This is a genomic window from Paenibacillus sp. AGC31, assembly GCF_057334655.1.
The window spans coordinates 23,989-43,547 of record NZ_JBHFJH010000035.1; the positions used below are offsets into that span (position 1 = coordinate 23,989).

The window sequence follows — 19,559 nt, forward strand, 5'->3', positions numbered from 1 at the left end:
CATGTTAGAACAACTGAAAGAAGAGGTATTCCAGGCGAATCTGGAACTGCCAAAGCACGGACTTGTAAAATTCACCTGGGGTAACGTCAGTGCAATTGATCGGGAAAGCGGTCTGTTCGTGATCAAACCAAGTGGCGTCAGCTACGATACGATGAAAGCAAGCGACATGGTTGTGGTTGATCTGGACGGTAACGTAGTGGAGGGAGAAATGAGACCTTCCTCGGACACCGCAACACATGCAGTATTATATAAGCATTACTCGGAGATTGGTGGCATCGTGCACACACATTCCACGTGGGCGACCATCTGGGCGCAAGCCGGACTGGACGTACCTGTGATGGGCACCACGCATGCAGACACCTTCTATGGGGCGGTACCTTGTGCGCGTTTCCTGAATCAGGATGAGGTTGATCGTGGATACGAAGCGGAGACAGGGCGCGTCATTATTGAAACGTTTGAGCAGCGTGGGATTGATGTTATGGCAGTTCCAGCAGTACTGCTCCATGGTCATGCACCGTTTACGTGGGGGAAAGATGCCAAGTCTGCGGTGGTAAACAGTGTCGTGCTGGAGGAAGTGTGCAAAATGAACCTGTACGCGCGGCAATTGAATAACTTCGCGAAAGAACTGCCACAAGGCATTTTGGATAAACACTATCTGCGAAAACACGGAAAAGACGCGTATTACGGACAGAAGTAATTAGGTTATAACAGTGACTGGAAGCATGTTCTGGCTTCCAAGTGGTTTAGTGTGGGAATGATTTGTTCAACTATACTTTTTACACGATAACGGAGAAGACAGAAGAAAGCTGGAGAAGCGGAGCGTTCGCGTTTATCACAGGATTTTCCCTTTAAAAAAGGGAATCAAAAAAATCCGGGGATAACCAGCGATCGAAAGATTATTCTGGCTGCGCAGTGTGCTAGTGTAAACCCATTGGTTCAACTATAAAATAATGAAATGAGGATGATTATATGTCAGCAGCAAAAGAATTCTGGTTTGTGGTCGGTTCACAGCACTTGTACGGAGAAGAAGCACTGGGTGAAGTAAAAGCCAACGCACAGAAAATTACGGATGCCCTTAATGCAAGCGGCGTACTGCCGTACCCGCTCGTATTGCAGGATCTGGCGGTAAGCGCAGATAAAATCACGAGCACGATGAAAGAAGTCAATTACCGCGACGAAGTAGCGGGCGTCATCACATGGATGCATACGTTCTCCCCGGCGAAAATGTGGATTCGTGGTACAAAATTGCTGCAAAAACCTTTGCTGCACTTGGCAACGCAATTTAATGAAAGCATTCCGTGGGCAACCATTGATATGGACTTCATGAACCTGAACCAAGCGGCACACGGTGACCGCGAATACGGCTTCATTAATGCCCGTCTGAGAAAACAAAATAAAATCGTTGTTGGCTACTGGGAGCGCCCAGAAGTGCAACAACAGGTTGCTGACTGGATGGACGTAGCGGTAGCTTATAATGAAAGCTTTAACATCAAAGTAGCGCGCTTCGGTGATAACATGCGTAACGTGGGCGTGACCGAAGGCGATAAAGTAGAAGCACAGATCCAATTCGGATGGACGGTTGATTACTTCGGCATTGGCGACCTCGTGCAATACGTGAACGCCGTAACAGAGCAGGAAATCGATGATCTGATCGCTCAGTATGGAGACCTCTACGAATTCGATTATGGCACGAACAGCAAGGAAGCTTGGGAAGCCAGTGTACGTGTGCAAGCGAGCTATGAGATTGCCATTAAACGTTTCCTGGACGAAGGTGGTTACAGTGCCTTTACTACGAACTTCGAAGATCTGCATGGCATGAAACAACTTCCGGGTCTGGCTGTACAACGCCTGATGGCTCAAGGGTACGGATTTGCCGGTGAGGGTGACTGGAAAACGGCTGCGCTGGATCGCTTGCTGAAAATCATGGCCCATAACGAGAACACGGGCTTCATGGAAGATTACACATACGAGATGGCTGCTGGACAGGAAGCTATCCTGCAATCCCACATGCTTGAAGTAGACCCTACACTGGCTAGCACGAAACCAAGAATCATCGTGTCCCCACTGGGTATTGGCGATCGTGAAGATCCGGCACGTCTCGTATTCGACGGCAAAGCAGGCGAAGGTGTCGTGGTATCCATGGCAGACTTCGGTACTCATTACAAACTGCTGATCAATGAAGTATCTGCATTTGAGCCAACCGTTCCAGCACCTAACCTGCCGGTAGCGCGTGTATTGTGGAGCGTGAAGCCGAACTTCCAGGACGGGGTAAAAGCATGGATCGAAAATGGTGGTGGTCACCATACGGTTGTATCCTTGAACCTGACCACAGATCAGATCGTGACGTATGCGAAGCTGGTGAATCTGGAGTACGTTATTATTAAGTAAAAGTGGAGTGGCAGCTACTGCCTGAACTCAACCAAATTTTTTCTCTGTGGCCGGGGGTTAACCCTCGGCCCTTTGTTTGTTATGCTGAGAAGCATGATGTGAAGCTGAGCAAGGATTTGCTTTTTCATCGAAAAGGGATATGTAATGAGGGAGGAAAGACATGTATACAAAAGAAAGCTTGATGCAGCAACTAGAGCAGCTCGGTTTGGATGGGCAAGGCACGTTGCTTGTTCACTCTTCAATGAAAAGTATAGGCGAGGTTGAAGGTGGAGCGGACACGGTGTTGGATGCCTTTAGCGACTATATGAAGGACGGATTGCTGGTGCTTCCCACCCATACATGGTCTACCATTAATGCGGATAACCCAATGTTCCACGTGGAAAACTCTACCTGTTGTGTGGGCATTCTGCCTGAACTTTTTCGTAAACGGCCGGGCGTGGTTCGTTCGTGGCACCCGACGCACTCGGTAGCGGCACTGGGACGGGACGCAGAGGCGTTTACAAAGGACGATCATCTCTTCGATACACCGTGTGCGAGAGGTTCAGCATGGGGGAAACTGCTAGATCGGAAAGCGACGATCTTATTAGTAGGCGTTGATTTGAAGCGGAATACATTTATCCATGGGGTCGAAGAGTGGGTGGACATCCCTGGCAGAATGACGGACGAGCATGAGATGCTGTATACGGTTTTACCAGATGGAAGCCAGATTTCAGTGCCATCCCGCAGACATTGTGGATTGCCATGGTCGGAGCATTTCTGGAAAGTAGACGAGGTACTGGTTCGCGAAGGTGCGATGCATAAAGGACGACTCGGGGATGCGGTTGTAAGAGTATGTGATGCGGCTAGGACCGCAGAGGTAATCACGGAGATGCTGAAGGACAATCCGGACTTATTTTCGGACAACGAACCATTCCATTCACCTAATTGTGAAGTAGATCTAGTTGGGATGAGTCATGAAGCATACCTCAGAAACGAGGCGCGTTATAAGCTGCAATCGGAGCTGTTAGTCGCAGAGAAACAGGTCGCTGAAGGCGAACGGTTACTTAATCATGAGCAAGTCATAGCCATCATACGAGAAGAGTAGATGCAGCCTGATCAACAGGTGAAGTACTACTGTCGGAGAGATTAACTCCGCGAATGGTTTGGATCATTTGAATAAAACAGGTTGCTGGCTGGCCGCTCAGTTGGATATGGGCGGTTTTTTTGTGGAACAGTCAGATTCCTTCACATAAGAGCAAAATAGATCAGCATTTCAATCAGAGGTTGGTCGGACTTCCAGTGTATGGGCTACTCACCCTTATGGTGGTGTGATAAGATATGGTTAAATTAACCAGTAAGTTTGGCGTAGCAGAATTGTATAGGTGTTTATTGAAGTTTTATATAAGTATCACATAGAATCATGAACAACCACGTTGTCATTGTAGCATCTAAGAAGGAGAAGATTCGTGAACCCTTTAGTATGGTATGATCTCTTTTTATTTGTCCTATTGTTTGGTATAGGTGTATATGTGTTTGCCACGGTTAGGATTACGAACTTACATAAGGTGTACTTTTTGTTTCACGGGTTGATGATGCTCTGGCCTTTCTGTCAATTTGCGAGTACGCTCACGGATGAATCCGGTCTGCAGTTATTCTATGTTACCTTATCTTTCGTTGCGGTCTCCTTGCTTGGGAGCGGGTGGCTTCTACTGACGATCTTTATTACCGGTTATTCAGAGCGTTTGAGTGCAAAAGGAACCTTCTTGCTATTTGTCCCTGCGGTGATCGGGGCTATAGGTGTGGTCGCAAATCCATGGAACGAATTCGTCATTCCACTGGAGGGCGGTTACATCGAGCGGGATTACGGTCTTTGGTTCTGGGTTGTGATGACTATTCTGGTGAGCTATTTCTTGACTTCTCTCGTGGTTCTATTCCGGGCGGTGTATTCTTCGCAGACGTCTGCCATGATCAAAAAACAGGTGAGAATCACCCTGTGGGGCATCTTGGTGTTGGCTGTGTTTGCAACGATTGATGCGATTCTGAATGTCGTTCTAGCCCGCTGGTTGCCGATCATTCCTGGCATGACTTCGCTGGGGATCTTTCTATCGGACCTGTTCTTTGTCTATGTGATCAAAAGATACAATGTGTTCGATCTGGTCTCCATCGCCCATGAGGATGTAATCAATACCATTCCTTACGGCATCCTGGTACTGGATGAGAATGAAGTCATTGTTGAAGCGAACAAAGCCTCACGATCCTTTATGGATCTGCATGTGGGGGATTCTTTTGATATGGAAGCCTTTCTGGAGTCTGTACATGTTGTGGGCAGCTGTCGGGAGTTCGTGAATCACTATAAGAAAAAAGAAAATACCCTCTCTCACATTGAAGTGATCGTGGAGCGAGACAACAATATCCGGCACTATATCCTGCAATCTTCTCCGATTGTGGACTCGGCTCTTGTGCCGATCGGTCATATTCTCACGTTCCAGGATGTCTCGCAGGAGCGTTTCTACGTGAAAGAGATGAATCGCCAGAACGTAACGCTTCAGGAGCGAAATCAGGCGCTAGACCTGATACGTCAGGAGTTATCCGAGGCCAATCGCAAATTGGAGGAACTCGCCCTGACGGACAGTTTAACCAACTGTTACAACCGTCGATATCTGACCCAACATCTGAATCATGAGGTCATTACCAATATTCAATACAAAACACCATTCTCACTCCTGCTGCTCGATATCGACTACTTCAAAGCGATCAATGATCGCTATGGACATGTTATCGGGGATGAAGTGCTCGTTCGCACGGCGGAGGCCGTCAAACAATCGATTCGCAGCACCGACATCCTGACGCGTTATGGCGGGGAGGAGTTCATGATCTACCTTCCGCATACGGAGCATGATCTGGCGAACCAAATCGCGGAGCGCGTGAGAACAGCTGTGGAGTCCAACCACATTATGGTGGATCACGAGATTATGCAGGTGTCCATTACGATTAGTATTGGAATTCTTTCCTTTGAGGATTTTGAAGTTGTGCATGTGCCGGACAATCCGGAGGGGTATTTGACCCAGCTGTTCACTGCGGTGGATAAGGCCTTGTATCAGGCGAAGCAGAATGGGCGCAACAGAGTGGAGTTTGCGGAGTTTGAGCGGGAAGTTATTTGAAAAGAGAAATAAGAGAAGAGTGGAGACGTAATCCACTCTTTTTTGGTATTAAAGAATGATGTTAGTAAAGATATATTAATCGGAAATTTTATGTGATTTTTCGATAGCATTTAAAACTTCTTTGCTAATTTTGGTCAATGATACGATTGTATCTGTACTTTTGCCACTTATTAGAGTTATATGTTCATCCAAGGCTCTTTTGTTCTCAGAGTCTTCTTTAAATTTAAAGATTTCTTCAGCATTGACCTGCAATCCATTCATTATTTTCTCAAGAGTCTCCAAAGAAATGTTACGATCTCCCCGTTCAACTCCACCAATATAGCTGTAATGAAGACCTGCTGCTTCCGCCAGTTGTTCCTGAGTCCAGCCTTTTGCCTTCCTTAACTCACGTATTCGATTTCCTACGTCCTCTGGTAAACTCATTTGATCACCTCCACTTAAGGTTAGAAGAGGTTATAGAATCGTTACAGACTAATAAGTGCAAAGTGATTTATTAAATAAAAGTACTTATAAGTACAATTTATATTGACCACATTTTTGTTTATCTATACAATTATATAAAAATGGATAATTAAGGAGGATTATCTTTGCGAACTTCTATCCTAAAATCACTCAAACCGGACATCATTGTTGAAATGTTGGAGATGGCTGTGGCTTTTGAAAATTGGAACAAGGTGATGGAGAGGGCGGACATGTTATATCAATGTGTGCAGTCCATCCATGAAGAGCGGCAGGAGTATCGGTCAAAGGGAGTGCCTGCACCACATGTACACATCGAGCGGCCCATGGTCTACTATTATGGGTTCAGTCACTCAATGCGGGGTATGGCTCACCAGAAGATGGGACAGGTGGATCAGGCGAGGGCATGTATCGATCAATATGCAGATCTGGGATGGATGGAGGATCTGGATGAGGTAGGTATGCAGGTGGTGCAGGAGTTCAGGCATAAGGCACAGGTGAATAGGTATGCTCTTGAGATTGAAGCTGGGCAGGTGGAGCTGCTGGAGGAGTTTGTGAACTTTTTGCTTGAGCATCCGGAGGAATGGTTGGCAGGTCTGAAAGTGATTACGGAAGCAGCAGTGCGGCATAGGTGGCAGATTGATCGAGTTATACATGTGTTCGAGGATCAGATACAGGGCGATGGCAGAGAAATGAATTCTTCAAACAACGATGATATGTACCATTACTGTTATCAGCGGGCTTTGTATGAACAGTGGATGGGAAGACCACAGGAGGCCGTGGAATTCATTTTGCAGGCAATTCGGTTAGTGGATAGGCTTGAGATGGATCGTTATTTTATAAGGTGCACGGCATTGTTGGAATCATTGCGCGAAGAGGCGACAGCGGAGCAGATTGGACTGTATCGTGGGATGTTGGAGGAAATGAAGTAGGAAAGGTATTTACTGAAACTGGTAGGATATGCCTTGAAGTGGGTATATGCATATAGGACCATAGCACCGATGAGGAGCACGGCTTGTGTTTTTACCATGGTGAAATCAGGATGTTAGCCGGATAGTTTACATATTACACTTCTGCTAACATAGGATAATCCTATTTCGAATGAGCGGAGAAACATTATGAGTACAATCAAAGTTACCCCTGAACAACTACATCACGTATCGAATCAGGTGGATCAAGCCAGACAGCAGTTAGAGAGTATACGAAGTGATCTGACGAGACAGATCATGTTCGTTCAGATGATGTGGATGGGCGCGACGCAGGAGCGATTTTACTATGAGTTCGAGCAGTCACGACCTATACTGGATAAAGCGCTGGAGAGTATGGTGAACACATCCAAGGAATTGAAGGATATTGCCACGCGTTTCCAAGATGCAGATGCTCAGAAGGGAAGTCTGGGTGGTGCGTTTGGAGCAGTCGGTGCCGCAGCTATGATGACCAAATCAACAGGTGATTCAGGTTCGGGTGACAAGGGATATCGGATGGCGCAAATCAATATGTTTGGTAAGTTGGTATGGATGCCTGTCAATGAGAATGGTGTTGCGGATCAGGCTGCCCTTCAGGCTTATCAGAGGGATCAGGGAAATCTGGACTTTAATCGCATGCAAGCTGTGAACGTTGAGCCGCCTGGGGAAGATATTTTTGCATTACAGATCAAGGCGTTTGAGATGGGGATTCATCCTACGACAGGAGAGCCTGTATCAGATAAGTATGCTCAGATGATGGTGACCTCTCTGAAGTTTAGTCAGATATTCATGGCGATTCAGATGGTTCGAGGGAGCATGCCGGGTGGTAAAGGGCCTCATCGATTGCCAGCTTCTAATCCTGCTGTGGCGAAGATTAAGCAGCATATTGAGACTGCTAAGGCGAAGGCAGAGAAGATCCAGACAGACTCGAATGAGAGAACAAAGGCAAGTCAGAAGTTCACTGGATCGGGAATGAGAGATTATGACAAAGCAGCAGAGGCAGAGTATGAATCAATAAGACAATTGAAAATGAAAGATGTCGATGTTGTAGCTTCCAATACAGGAATGAGCGTTAATGAAATAAGAAGCATGAAAAAGCACTTGTTCTTTGGCAAACATCAAGTTCCTCAACCTGGTGGTAAAGAGTATAAAATGGAACGCTTTATTGCTGATGATGAAATAGCATATGCATGGAAAACGGCACAAAAGGGTGAGCTATCTATTGAGCAAAAAACATGGTTCAAGCAATTGGCTGAACATGAACTTGCTGAACGAAAGTTTATGTCACAAGGCCAAAAGTATCGTACGTTAGAATCATGGAATCACGAAAAAGGGAGATATGATGGATTTCCACCAGGAGCCCACGAGAACGCACCGAAACAACCTAATAATGCATTTCCTGGTTACGAAGAATATTTCTTTAATAAAATGTTTAAATAAATGGAGGATTGTATGGGGCATTTATTAAATAAAGCTGTAGAACGTTTATCGTTCATTCCATTTGAAGATTTAGGGAAAAATTCACTAGAGTCATACCATGTTCTAATTAAAGAGTACCTTAGACGGGTCAATCATTTCTTAAATGAGATGGATACGTCAGTAGATCGATACCCCGTATTTAGTTTCGCTAAAACTATTGGTGAAACTGTAGATGAAAAAGTATATCAAGCCTGTCCGAATCTTGGTATTCTTCAAAATCCGTATATGAAGGCAATTTGCTACTGTTATTTAGAAATTACAGAACTAGCAGATCAAGGCACAAATCAAGCAATTAAATATATTAACTTGTATGAACCCATTATAAAATTCATAGAAAGAGGCGGGAGCTTCACGATAAAACAAGGTGAAATGATAGTAGGTAATGCTGCGTATCCATTAACTTATTGGAGAGGTCTGGATATTGAGGAACAGGATATCAGTGATATTGCTTTAGAGAGAGTTGATAATTAAGGGGTATAAATGAATTTAAGTTTGCATGGACCGTCCTGATTGTATTAAATCGGAGACGGTCCTTTTCTTTGGACATGAGTGGGCACCAGTTCTATGTAACAAAAAACATGAAGAATCCGCTCTCATCCGAGAGTCGGATTTTTTCTCGTTCTAACACCAATATAACTCTTGTCAAAACGTAATCATTACGATATGATAATACTCATTGTTTAGATCATAATGATTACGATTAAGAGAGAGGGGCATTACCTTGAATAAAAAGACGCCACTGCTAGCGCTGGTCTCCTTGGCCTTGAGCGCTGGACTGTTGAGCGCCTGCGGATCATCTGAGTCCAGTCCCGCTGCGCAACCATCCACCGATAATAAAAATGTTCACTTCCTATATAACTTCTCCACCAGTTCGCTAGATCCACATGTGGATTCCAGCTATGTGCCGCTGCGCGCGGGCATTACGGAAACGCTGGTTCGTCTCGATGAAGATAACCTGACGGTTGCTCCATGGCTCGCCGAGAGCTGGGAGAGCGAAGACGGGCAGCATTGGACGATTGACCTGCGAGATGATGTGACCTTCCAGAACGGCAAGCCGATGACGGGTGAATCCGTTAAGGCATCCCTTGAGCGGGCGCTGGAAGAGAATGTAGCGATTCAGAACGCACTGAAGATTGATACGATTGAAGCCGAGGGCGACAAGCTGGAGATCACTACAACTCAGCCGTTCCCGGAGTTCGCTTCAGAGCTGGTGAATCCGAACACGGCGATTATCGACGTGAGTGAGCCGGACGTTGTGAACAAGCCCATTGGTACGGGCCCGTTTAAACTGACCTCTTTTACCCCGGGCAGCAAGCTGCAACTGGATCGCTATGATGAATACTGGGACGGAGCATCGCCTCTAGATTCCATCACGTTCTCATTCAATGAAGATGCCAATGCCCGCACACTAGCGCTCAAATCTGGGCAGGTAGATATTGTATACCGTCCAGAGGTAGAGAGTCTTGAATCGCTGAAAGCGATGGACGGCATGACGGTAGAGTCGACATCGACATTCCGCGTGCATCAGCTAACGATGAACATGCAGCGGGAGAGTATGAAGGACCTCAATGTTCGTCGTGCGTTGGATGCGCTGATTGACCGTCAGGGTATCGTCGACACGATCCTGCTCGGCTACGGCGAAGCAGCTATCGGACCATTTCTGCCATCGCTGCCGTTCGCGCCAACTTATGCAGAGACTGCTAAGCAATCCGGGCCTGACGCCGCAGTGAACTATCTTAAGGAAGCTGGATACGAGCTGCAAAATGGCGTGATGACGAAAGATGGCAAGCCGCTGCAACTGACGCTGCTGACGTATTCAGCTCGTGCCGATCTGCCACTGATTGCTCAAGTGTTCCAGTCTGATGCGAAGAAGATTGGTATCGACGTGCAGATTCGCCAGATTGACACCCCGGAAGACTATATGGCATCCAACCGCGACTGGGATATTGCGACCTACAGTAATTTGACAGCTCCTCGTGGGGATGCTGGATATTATCTGAATGCGACGTACCATCCGAAAGGTGCTCTTAACTTCAGTGGATCGGAAGATCCAGAACTGACCAAGATCATCGACGAACTGAATCTCACAGTTGCACCGGAAAAGCGCGCAGAGCTTGCTGAGAAGGCAGCCAACTACGTGCATGACAACGTGCTGAATTCATTCGTGCTGCATCCTGGTACGATCGTTGCCTATAACGGTAAGAAGATTAAGAACTGGGTTACCACCCGCAGTGAATATTACATGATTACCAATAAGCTGGATGTGATGTAATGTTTCGCATTTTGCTTCGGAAGTTCCTTGAGGTATTTATCTTTTTGTTGTTCATTATGTTTGTGAGCTTCTTGTTCATTCGTCTGGCTCCGGGTGATCCCGTGCTGACGATCTTGAACGTAGACGAACTGTCCGTCAGTCAGGAGCAGGTCGAAGCTGTACGCGAGGAGATGGGCTTCAACGATTCGCTTCCTGTCCAGTTCGGCAATTGGTTGCTCGATTTCGTTCGGCTCGACTTCGGTGTATCGTATTCGACAGGCCAGCCTGTCATGCAGACCTTGATGCGTGCGCTGCCAGCTACGGCTGAACTGACGATAGGCGCACTGCTGGTCATGCTCGTCATAGCGATCCCGCTCGGCTCGCTGTCAGCGCTCCATCGTGGCAGTTGGATTGACCGCGGCAGCCGGATGCTCTCCATTGTGGGTGCGGCGGTGCCGAGCTTCTGGCTGGGTCTAATCCTGATCGACATGTTCGGCGTACGCTTCGGCAATCTGCCGACCATGGGCCGGGATGGATTCACCTCACTTATTCTGCCATCTCTGACGCTGGGACTCGCTATCTCCAGCGTCTATGTGCGTCTTTTGCGTTCTAGCCTGCTAGATTCACTAAGTCAGGAGTTCGTTCGGTCCGCCCGGGCAAGAGGGTTATCCGAAGGACGGATCTTCATGCTTCACGCCTTCCGGCACAGTCTGCCGCCTGTCATTACGGTATTCGGCGTCAGCCTCGGCAGCCTGATTGGTGGAGTTGTTGTGATTGAAGTGTTGTTCGCTTATCCGGGCATCGGTAAGCTTGTCGTTGACGCCATCCGCCAGCGTGATTATCCACTGATTCAGGGTTACATTCTGATCATGGCTATCGTGGTATTTCTCGTGAATACGGCGGTTGATCTATCGTACCGTTATTTGAATCCTGAAATGAAACTGAAGGAAAAGGAGGCCCACCGATGAAAACCATACCCCTGCCCATTCCACCTACAAAATCTAAAAAACATAACTGGCAGGCGATCGTTGGTTTGCTATTTGCCCTGCTGGTCATCGCGGCCTCCGTATATGCCTTTTTAGTTCTGAAACATGATCATACCTTAACCGATCTGCGCGGACGATTGCAGGGCGCAAGTGCTCTCCATCCGTTCGGCACCGACCATCTGGGCCGCGATGTACTGACACGTCTGCTGCTTGGCGGCGGCCAAACACTGGGTTATAGTCTGCTGGCACTCGGTGCTGCACTGCTGATCGGTATTCCGTTTGGTTTGATCGCAGGATACAAACGTGGCTGGGTCGATAAGCTGTTCATGCGGATCGCTGATGCCTTTCTTGCTTTCCCTGATACCATCGTGGCGATTGTACTCAGTGGCCTGCTTGGCGCGGGAATCGGTAATCTGGTATTGGCGATTGTAATCGTAAAGTGGGTCAGCTATGCGCGTCTCGTTCGGAGTACAGTTTTATCGGAGTCACAAAAGGATTACATTCGGATTGCCCGTACCAACGGACTTTCGGACGGTCGTATCATGAGAAAACATCTGCTTCCACATATCGCAGGCCATGTGCTCGTACTGGCCAGTCTTGATCTGGGCAAAATTATTCTGCTCATCTCTTCCTTGTCCTACATTGGCCTTGGAGCACAGCCGCCAACACCTGAATGGGGTGCGATGCTGAACGACTCACGGCCCTACTTCCAGTCTCGGCCAGAGCTGATGATCTATCCGGGCCTTGCCATTGTCTCGGTAGTCCTGCTTGCCAACATGCTGGGTGACTATCTGCGAGACCGGTTTGACGTGAAGAAGGAGGTGCAGCCATGATTCTCTCCATTGAAGAACTAAGCATCTCCAGTCGGGATCGTACTATTGTAGACCAAGTCTCTCTGGCTGTTCGCGAAGGTGAGTTCATGGCATTGGTTGGACAGAGCGGTAGCGGCAAAAGCTTGCTCTCGCAAGCGATTGGTCGTCTGCTGCCGCCCAACCTGCATGCGTCAGGAAGAGTGATGTTCGAAGGCAGCAACCTGCTCGAACGGAAGCCAAAGGAGATGCGTGCCCTGCGGGGAAGCCGCATCTCATATATTTTTCAAGACTATCAGGGAGCGTTTACGCCATTTCGCAGTATTGGTGGGCACTTTGATGAATACCAGAAGGTACATGGGGAAAAGTCTTCTGCCCTCCGTAAGAAAAGGGCTGAGGAAGCGCTGGAATCGGTTGGCCTTAGCGCTGAATTGCTGCGCCGCTATCCGTTCCAGTTGAGCGGTGGACAGCTTCAGCGGGCTTCAATTGCTACGTCACTGATGCTGTCTCCTCGTCTGCTGATTGCAGATGAAGCAACAACGGCACTGGACAGTGTGTCTGGGCATCGCGTATTGGAGTTGCTGGCACGCAAACAAGCGGAGACGGGATGTGCCATTCTGTTTATCACACATGATTGGCGCCATGTACGCCGCTATGCCAGCCGTTTGGCTGTGATGAAGGAAGGGCAGATTGTCGAATCTGGCGGAAAACATCGCATTCTTGACCATCCCCAGCATGAATATACGTGCCAGCTGATTGATGCGGCTCCCGTCCTGAGTCGTTCGCTGAAGTCAGGCTTGAAGGAGGCAGGAACGGAATGAAGATGAACGAAAATGAAAAACGCCGTGGACTCGTGCAGTCCGAAGATTCCGGTGTGCGAAGCCATGATTTTGCTAGAGACTTAAACCATACAGACACAGACAGTACAGTCATAGATATTACAGATACAGATCATGCAGACACAGATGCTGATATAGATACCACGGGTACAGGCAACGTTTCATCGCTCAGCATTTCCGGCGGCCCTGTGCTTCACGTGGAACATCTCAGCCGAACGTATGCAGGTGCAGACCGACCGGCTGTGAATGATATTTCCTTCACTCTGAACCACGGTGAATGCCTTGGCCTGGTTGGGGAGAGCGGCTGCGGCAAGAGTACACTCGCACGCTGTCTGTTGAGGATCGAAGATGCAGATGCAGGCTCGATTACACTGGGTGGACAGGATATTGCACGGCTGAGCGGCCGACGGTTGCGGCCACATCGCCGGAAGATTCAGATTGTTTTCCAGAATCCAATGGCTGCACTAAACCCGAAGCTCAAGATTGCTGATTCGCTGATTGATCCATACGAACAACTTGGACGGAACGCCGAGCTGTCCCACTTTACCTATACGTCGAAGGATGCTTACGTCCAAAAGCTGCTTGAAGCGGTCGAGCTTCCGAGCGATTTGGCTGGACGATACCCGCATGAGCTCAGTGGTGGACAGCGTCAGCGGGTCACGATCGCACGTGCTATTGGCATTGAACCGGACGTTGTTGTTCTGGATGAACCGACGGCCAGCCTGGACGTGATCTCGCAAGGAGCAGTTTTGCAATTGCTCACCGATTTACGGACATCGCTTGGTCTGTCATACGTGTTCATCTCCCATGATCTGGCTGCGGTACATCGCATGAGCCAGCGGATCATCGTTATGCGGGAAGGTCAGATCGTTGACCGTTTTGGTGCAGATGCGTTGTTCGCTGAAGAACGCCATCCGTATACAAAGGAACTGATTTCAATTTTCTGAGTACTCCCGGAGACGCCGGGCGTGGTAATCGTTGATTTATATATGAAGCCGCCTTACGAAGAGATTCGAGAGCGGCTTTTAGTGCATCCATTTGATCACCCAAGTCCCCCTAAATCCGGGTTCCTTTCTTTGTTTTGAACAAATATATCTTTCAGGCCTATAACCGGGCTAACGTTCCGATGTAAACTAGCGTATACTGATGGAATAGCAAATATCTTGAAATTGCATATTTAAATTGCTCTATATTATTGATACACTAGATCAAGGTTATAATCATTCAGAGAAGGTGCGATCCCGTTCAAGAATGGGCTTGCTGCAAATGCCAAATCGATAACGCTTACATCCTTTTGGCAAATATAGGATATAAGGACGGTAGACATGAGCCAGGGACAAACGAGTACAGATGTTATCTTGATTGGTGCCGGAATTATGAGTGCAACTTTGGGAACTTTGCTAAAAGAATTGGCACCAGACTGGAATATTAAGGTTTTCGAAAAGCTAGCCACTGCAGGAGAGGAAAGCTCCAACGAATGGAATAATGCCGGAACCGGGCATGCTGCATTGTGCGAACTTAACTATACCGTTGAACGACCAGACGGAACCGTAGATATTAGCAAAGCGATTAAAGTGAATGAACAATTTCAGATCTCAAAGCAATTTTGGTCCTATCTCGTCAATAGCCGTCTGATTCGTAATCCGCGGGACTTCATTATGCCGATTCCTCATTTGAGTTATGTACATGGAGAGAGCAATGTCCAGTTTTTGAAAAGACGGTATGACTCCTTGTCGAATCACCCGCTATTCGCAGGCATGGAATTCTCGGATGACAAGAAAGAGCTGGCGAAATGGATGCCGCTGATGATGAAAGATCGTACCAGTAATGAACCTGTTGCAGCGACCAAAATTGACTCCGGTACGGACGTTAACTTTGGTGCTTTAACGCGTATGCTGATCAAACATTTGAAGGAACAACAAGTGGGCGTCCACTACCAACATAGCGTGAAGAATATGAAACGCACCAGCGATGGACAATGGGAATTATCCGTGAAAAACCTGAAGAGCGGTGCAGTCGAACGCCATAAGGCGAAATTCGTCTTCATTGGTGCGGGCGGCGGAAGTCTGCATTTGCTCCAGAAGACGGGCATTCCGGAAGGTAAACATATCGGCGGATTCCCGGTCAGTGGGATCTTTATGGTGTGCAAAAATCAAAAAGTCGTGGAACAGCATCATGCCAAAGTATATGGCAAGGCTTCGGTAGGGGCTCCGCCGATGTCCGTTCCGCATCTGGATACTCGTTTTATTGACAATAAGAAGTCGCTGCTATTCGGGCCGTTTGCCGGCTTCTCGCCGAAGTTCCTGAAGACGGGTTCCAATGCCGACTTAATCACGTCTGTTAAGATGCATAATCTGCTTACGATGCTCGCAGCAGGTGTCAAAGAAATCTCTTTGACCAAGTATCTGATCCAACAACTGATGTTATCCAAAGAACAACGTATGGCAGAATTGCGTGATTTTGTTCCAGGTGCGAAGAGCGAGGATTGGGATATGGTTCTGGCGGGCCAGCGTGTGCAGGTGATCAAGGATACCGTCCAAGGTGGCAAGGGAACGTTGCAATTTGGTACGGAAGTGGTCACATCTGCAGATGGAACGATTGCGGCTTTGTTAGGTGCATCACCGGGTGCATCCACCGCGGTTCAGGTCATGCTTGAGATTCTCCAGCGGTGCTTCCCGCAGCATATGGAGGCATGGGAGCCGAAGATCAAGGAAATGATCCCTTCCTATGGCATATCCCTTGTGGAGAATCTGGATCTTCTCAAAGAGGTTCATTCTTCAACAGCCAAGGCGCTGGGATTATCGGATGAAAAACATGTCATGCACGTATAACGTTTAGCTTATCGTGTTAGGTCATAATGAAGTCATAGAAAAGAGAGCTAAGCCGGGATGAAACCCGTGCCTAGCTCTCTTTTGGTTTATTTGGTATGTCAGAACCTGAACCTGAACTTGAGCTTGGAATTGAACTTGAACATGTCCGCTATCATCGCGTTCCCCGTAGACCTTTTACACAAAGCATACGGATACCGATCGTACAGTACAGCATACGGCTGTAGAGTCATAGAAAGATCGTATCGCTTAGACTCCTATGTTGCGGTCCAAAGGGATGACAAAGGAAACTTTCGTACCTTGGCCCGGCGAGCTGACGATGGTCAAACCTTGTCCGTACATCTGGGTCAACCGGCGATGTGTATTGGTTAATCCAATGCCTCCGGTTCCGCCGGGACCTTTCTTGGGCCAAGCCAGTGCCCGCTCGATCTGCTCGGGCTGCATCCCCACACCATCATCCTCGATTTCAATCAAGGTGGACGCTGCTTGGTTGATGATTCGGATATGCACGGTTCCACCCTCCACTTTGCTGAGAATACCATGTCGAACAGCATTCTCAATGAGCGGTTGAATGGTGAGTGGCGGCAGGGACAGATCAAGATCCTCTGGAATATCCCAGATAACATTTAGCCGGTCCATGAAACGTTCTTTCTCAATGTAGAGATAGGCGCGGGAAAGATCCAACTCATGAGTGACCTCCACCATTTTCTCCGAATTGACGAAATGAAAGCTGGTCTGAAGATACTCGATAAAAGCGTCACCCAGCTTCTGCATTCGCTCCGTGTCCATCTCACTAAGAACCATGATTGAATTGAGCGTATTAAAAAGGAAGTGTGGCTGAATCTGTGCTTGTAAGTAAGCAGCTTCCATGCGCAGTCGCTCATCAATGGATTGTTTCAGTACGATCAGAGACCCGATGCGATGCCTTAATTCAACGGCATCCACGGGCTTGGTGACATAGTCCGTAGCACCGGCCATGAATCCGGCGTATACATCCGCTGGTTCGTTACGGGCCGTCAGTAACAGGATGGGAAGCTCCGATACCGAATAACGCTTGCGTACGTTCTCGGTCAATTCATAACCGGACATATGGGGCATCATGACATCCGCAATCAGTAAATCCCAAGGCTCCTTATCCAGCAACTCTAGTGCTTCAAGTGCGGAAGCTGCTGGTTGAATGTGGTATGGTTCATTCGCAAGCATGGAGACTAGTACTCGCAGGTTTACAGGATCATCATCGACGGCAAGAATTCTTGCGGCAGTCTTATCTTGAGAGATGGTCTGCTGCTGCGGCTCTGCAATCGCAATTTCATCGAAGCTGTGAGCGTCCCATTGCTGCTCAGTCTGGTCCGATAGCGATGCGGTACCTTCCCGTGGAAGCGAGATCTGGAAGGTTGATCCTTGTCCAGGTACAGATTGCACGGTGAGCTGACCGCCATGGAGCTCGGTGAGCTGCCTGCTGATATTAAGACCGAGGCCGATTCCTCCGCTTAAACGAGCCTCTGGGGTCCCCTGTTCATACGCCTCGAATATTCGCTGTTGTATCTCCTCACTTATACCAACACCTGTATCTGAGACTTGAATTACAATGCTTTCTCCATTTTCCCGGACAGATACGGTAATCGTACCCTCATCGGTAAATTTCAGTGCATTATGCAACAGGTTGTAGAGCACCTGAACGAGTCTTCTCTCATCGGCTTGAATTAAAGGCAGTGATTCAGGAATATCTACCTTCATGTGGACAGGCCTTCCCTCTGCCATGAATCGGAACATACCGATCACGCCTGGAATGACAGATGCAAGAGATAAAGGTTTCTTCTGAAGCGTAATGCGTTTTTCCTTCAAACGAATGACATCCAGGAGGTCATCAACGAGTTGAGACATGCGACGACCGATGGTAACTAACAGTTTCATGTCTTCTGCCTGCTGCCCACCTGATTTACGCCGTTCACGGACTGCAATACTCTCAGCAATGTTGATGATGCCATGCAGCGGTGTACGCAGCTCATGAGCCGTATTCACAAGAAATTGATCCTTCTGCCGATCCTCCTCTTTGAGCTGTTCGTACAACTGCTCAATCTCACTTGAATTGCGGAAGTATTTCCTGAACCAATAGGCGGAGAAGCCGAATATGGCCGCGATCACATCGATCGGATAATACACGTTGGTGATCTCGCTACGCGAGTTCACAATTCCCCATAACACGCTTGATAGGCTGCTAGTTGCCGCAAAGAGCAAAAAGCTGGCGTCACTTCGTTTCTCGGCTGCCATTCGGAAGAACAGGTACACAGACCAGCCAATGGCAAACAGATAAAGGATGTCAGATAGTCCAATCTCAAGTACATGGTAGATCAGGGTCACTGGTGCGACTAGCAGAAATAAACAGTAAGCGCCAAGCACGCTGGCATAGATACGGAACAGTGTACGCCCTTGTAGATTATGGGAGAAGCTTCTAGCCATCTGTATAAGGAAGAATGCGAACAACGGATAGGACAATGCTTTGGCCTTAACGATCCAAGTGAAGTTGAGTGGCATCCAACTCAATAACAGATTGTCATGGTCGGAGGCGACCGTTAGGGCAGCTACCAATGTTAGCATTGAGAACGTCAGCAGAGCTCGTTCCTTCCGGATAAACAGAAACATGACAAAAGCATATAAACTGTGCAAAACCAGTATGGCGAACGTGATCTTTTGCAGATCGATAGACAATCCTCGTTCACTTCCAATGGCTTCTGGAGAACCAAAATAGAGAGAGCGCGTGATCCCTCCGCTATAAGGATCGTCAAAATTGGCGGTCTGCACCAAAAGATTGAGTTCGGTAGAACCGTTAAGCACATAGGAAGTCGTAAATGCAGTCCTTTCTGGTCGATAGGCTTCGGCATGAGTGGCAGGTTGGCCGAATTCGGCCACAATGGTCCCGTTCATCTCGATGATCGATGAGGTCTGGATTTTCTGACCCCAGAGAGCGATTTCCTTCACAGATGGATCTAAAAGTATGCGAAGATGATACGTTCCATATCCGAATGACGATGAGGATTGTGGTAATGCATTACGCCAGTCACCGGGAACTTGAATCCGTGTGGATAGGTTATCCATTTTCGCGTCACGATTAGAGATCAACGCCTTAGGGTAAAATTCCCATTCTCCATCCAGAGATATGGGTGAGGCGTTGGTGAGGTCCCAGCCTCGAAGGTCTAACAAGCCTTCAATGGGTTCAGGATGTGCGGGTATAGTGAAAGTCTCGGACCATATCCAGCGAAAGCCAAGTAAAATAGTCAGGAATAGAATCGACAGCACTACATATCGGGGTATCTTTTTATAGGTTATTGGTTTCATGGCAGACTTTAGTTTTCGACAGTTTACTTCAAATTCCTGCATGCCCTCCGCCAAAGAAGAACATTTTTTTGAATACCGG

General features: G+C 47.9%; 14 protein-coding genes and 1 pseudogene. 13 read left to right on the forward strand and 2 right to left on the reverse strand.

The window, feature by feature from the left end:
- Window position 1 precedes the first annotated feature (1 nt).
- The 4 genes and pseudogenes from ACE04G_RS22575 to ACE04G_RS22590 all read left to right on the forward strand — a co-directional run bounded on the left by ACE04G_RS22575 (window position 2) and on the right by ACE04G_RS22590 (window position 5,528).
- A complete protein-coding gene (locus ACE04G_RS22575; RefSeq protein WP_036611813.1) occupies window positions 2-697 on the forward strand; it encodes an L-ribulose-5-phosphate 4-epimerase in 696 nt (231 codons plus the stop codon).
- A gap of 272 nt (window positions 698-969) precedes the next feature.
- Window positions 970-2,388: an L-arabinose isomerase gene (gene araA, locus ACE04G_RS22580; RefSeq protein WP_017691494.1), complete on the forward strand. Its 1,419-nt coding sequence runs from the start codon at window positions 970-972 to the stop codon at window positions 2,386-2,388.
- Between the two features lie 160 nt (window positions 2,389-2,548).
- Window positions 2,549-3,298 (forward strand): annotated as a pseudogene (locus tag ACE04G_RS22585) (AAC(3) family N-acetyltransferase); the annotation flags it as partial.
- A 535-nt stretch (window positions 3,299-3,833) separates the two neighbouring features.
- Window positions 3,834-5,528 (forward strand): histidine kinase N-terminal 7TM domain-containing diguanylate cyclase, encoded by a 1,695-nt coding sequence (locus ACE04G_RS22590; RefSeq protein ID WP_449003766.1) that lies wholly within the window; start codon window positions 3,834-3,836, stop codon window positions 5,526-5,528.
- Between the two features lie 75 nt (window positions 5,529-5,603).
- Here the strand turns inward: ACE04G_RS22590 and ACE04G_RS22595 are convergent, their stop codons facing one another.
- Window positions 5,604-5,951, reverse strand: coding sequence for a helix-turn-helix domain-containing protein (locus ACE04G_RS22595; RefSeq protein ID WP_339180784.1), 348 nt, complete (start codon window positions 5,949-5,951; stop codon window positions 5,604-5,606).
- Between the two features lie 164 nt (window positions 5,952-6,115).
- On the opposite strand from ACE04G_RS22595, the gene ACE04G_RS22600 reads away from it, so the two are divergent.
- From ACE04G_RS22600 to ACE04G_RS22640, 9 genes are all read left to right on the forward strand, one after another.
- Window positions 6,116-6,919: a DNA-binding protein gene (locus ACE04G_RS22600; protein WP_449003767.1), complete on the forward strand. Its 804-nt coding sequence runs from the start codon at window positions 6,116-6,118 to the stop codon at window positions 6,917-6,919.
- A gap of 186 nt (window positions 6,920-7,105) precedes the next feature.
- Window positions 7,106-8,392: a WXG100 family type VII secretion target gene (locus ACE04G_RS22605; protein WP_449003768.1), complete on the forward strand. Its 1,287-nt coding sequence runs from the start codon at window positions 7,106-7,108 to the stop codon at window positions 8,390-8,392.
- 12 nt (window positions 8,393-8,404) lie between these two features.
- Window positions 8,405-8,902, forward strand: coding sequence for a hypothetical protein (locus ACE04G_RS22610; RefSeq protein ID WP_449003769.1), 498 nt, complete (start codon window positions 8,405-8,407; stop codon window positions 8,900-8,902).
- Window positions 8,903-9,152: 250 nt separating this feature from the next.
- Window positions 9,153-10,703 carry a nickel ABC transporter substrate-binding protein gene (gene nikA / locus ACE04G_RS22615; protein WP_221820144.1) on the forward strand — a complete coding sequence of 517 codons (1,551 nt, stop codon included), beginning with the start codon at window positions 9,153-9,155 and terminating at the stop codon, window positions 10,701-10,703.
- Window positions 10,703-11,650, forward strand: a complete 948-nt coding sequence (gene nikB, locus ACE04G_RS22620; RefSeq protein WP_062836581.1) for a nickel ABC transporter permease — start codon at window positions 10,703-10,705, stop codon at window positions 11,648-11,650. The genes nikA and nikB overlap by 1 nt, the downstream gene beginning before the upstream one ends.
- Window positions 11,647-12,501 (forward strand): nickel transporter permease, encoded by an 855-nt coding sequence (nikC, locus tag ACE04G_RS22625; protein ID WP_076217106.1) that lies wholly within the window; start codon window positions 11,647-11,649, stop codon window positions 12,499-12,501. The genes nikB and nikC overlap by 4 nt, the downstream gene beginning before the upstream one ends.
- Window positions 12,498-13,298: an ABC transporter ATP-binding protein gene (locus tag ACE04G_RS22630; RefSeq protein WP_221820141.1), complete on the forward strand. Its 801-nt coding sequence runs from the start codon at window positions 12,498-12,500 to the stop codon at window positions 13,296-13,298. Before nikC ends, ACE04G_RS22630 begins: the two co-directional genes overlap by 4 nt.
- Window positions 13,295-14,263 carry an ABC transporter ATP-binding protein gene (locus ACE04G_RS22635; protein WP_449003770.1) on the forward strand — a complete coding sequence of 323 codons (969 nt, stop codon included), beginning with the start codon at window positions 13,295-13,297 and terminating at the stop codon, window positions 14,261-14,263. Before ACE04G_RS22630 ends, ACE04G_RS22635 begins: the two co-directional genes overlap by 4 nt.
- Before the next feature lie 378 nt (window positions 14,264-14,641).
- Complete coding sequence (locus ACE04G_RS22640; protein ID WP_036671812.1) at window positions 14,642-16,147, forward strand: malate:quinone oxidoreductase; 1,506 nt, start codon at window positions 14,642-14,644, stop codon at window positions 16,145-16,147.
- 246 nt (window positions 16,148-16,393) lie between these two features.
- Here the strand turns inward: ACE04G_RS22640 and ACE04G_RS22645 are convergent, their stop codons facing one another.
- Complete coding sequence (locus ACE04G_RS22645) at window positions 16,394-19,522, reverse strand: hybrid sensor histidine kinase/response regulator (RefSeq protein WP_486094837.1); 3,129 nt, start codon at window positions 19,520-19,522, stop codon at window positions 16,394-16,396.
- Window positions 19,523-19,559: the final 37 nt, after the last annotated feature.